1 protein-coding gene and 1 pseudogene are annotated in these 1,660 nt (G+C 42.9%); both read right to left on the bottom strand.

Annotated features, from left to right (window positions below; all coding sequences use genetic code 11):
- Positions 1–1,035, bottom strand: a 1,035-nt coding sequence (locus tag AC1DWN_RS33475) for a 7TM diverse intracellular signaling domain-containing protein (RefSeq protein WP_477563141.1), incomplete at its 3' end; no start/stop codon positions are given.
- Between the two features lie 263 nt (positions 1,036–1,298).
- A pseudogene (locus AC1DWN_RS33470) lies at positions 1,299–1,660 on the bottom strand (copper resistance CopC/CopD family protein); the annotation flags it as partial.

Here is a 1,660-nt window from a genome sequence, read left to right as displayed (position 1 = left end):
GAACATGACTAAGAGACCCATATAGAGTACGAATATATATTTTACGCCGATATGAACCTTATAAGGCAGTATAACAACCGCCGTAAGATACAGAACAAAAGGGGTAAGGAACCATTTCATACTTCTACGAGACATCAACCTCGTCTCAACGGAGCAGAAAAATAAAATAATGACAAATGCGCTTAGAAACTGACTTATTTCCAACAGCTTATAGGCTATGTCAAAAGAAATATTTGGTAGCAATCGCTGAAACATTTTCTCTCCGTACAGTGAGCTCTCCAACGCAAGCAGCAGCAAATACAAACCACTGAGCAAGTAGGCCTTCTCTCTTCGCCCGAGATAGTAAAAAGTGAGATGATATGCGCCGAACATGCCCAGTATTAAAATAATACCAATGTCCGTTCCAAGCTGCATGCCATTCATCTTTGTAATATCCCCATGTAAGCCAAACGGAATCGAATTGATGATCCCCCCGGTGACATATATATAGTTAGACACCTGAATAATGATTTCTATCTCTTTGGTATCCGAATGAAAAAATGTTGTATAGGGAGTATTGCCCGGCTTATTTAGCCCAACAACGGCAGAAGGCTGTCCACTTGATCCTTCCAGCATTCCGTTGATAAATAACCGCTGAGACATACGGATACTTCTTACTTTCAAACCGAGAACGTCGTCCTCCGTTCGAACCAGCACTTTAAGACGATACGTCCCAAAGCCTTGTCGATTGATGCCTCCCTCTACCTCTTTCCCTTTCCACGTACCGGGCACGGATAAGTATGAAGCATTCAAGCTGCCTTGCCGAAAGTCATTAGGCTCAAGTAATTGTCCCTCATAAAATTCCCATTCTCCATCCAGCATGACTGTTCCCTGCCGTTCTAAATCCCAACCGGACAAATCCAATACGCCACGCTTCGCCTGCGGCATATCTCGAACAGGTTTCGTTAAAGAATATATGCTTACTAAGAAGACGATCGTGAACAGAAATAGAAGAGCTATTCTTACCATTCTTTTAAAACTTTCTGTCCGCAACATGGTGGCCCCTTTAGCAGTTATTAACTGTTTTCATTCTATCATTTCACTCTCACAAGATTCTCTCAAACGATTCCGTCTCCCCCTGAAGCTTCATTCCAATTCGGAATTTGAATCTGACATCCCGTACAAGTCCCTGTTAAGCGCATTTTCGTATATTAGTATTTCTACCAATCACGCTGAAGTCCTGTCAATAATGTCGAATTTCAGCCAAAAAAAACCGAACAAGTCGAATAATTCGCTTGTTCGGTTTGCTTTATATTCTCTTAATCATTGCGAAATGGAATAATTTCCGTCCTTGCCGTACCTGACTGGTCTTTAATAACCAACTCAGCCTCCCATGCTCCACGCACAGGTAAATCCACCCGTTCGGCATAGTAATCCGTTTCTATAAAATCTGCGAATGATTCCGTTCCATCCACCTTGTCTCCTAGCAGCGGTACGTCAATTGCAGCGCGCTTCTGCTGGTCAAGTGATCTTAATTTTAGCTTAATATCTACTGGGGCTCCAAGCTGTTCAGGCAGCCAAACCTTCAACGTAATTCGATTAGGGCCTGGACCATTAGGTGATATCGCCAACGTATAGTGCAAGGTCTCCCCCATTTTATGATAACGCAACGGCTCTGTTT

Source organism: Paenibacillus sp. P4_A7 (genome assembly GCF_056402455.1).
This window is presented reverse-complemented; position numbering and strand designations above follow the sequence as displayed.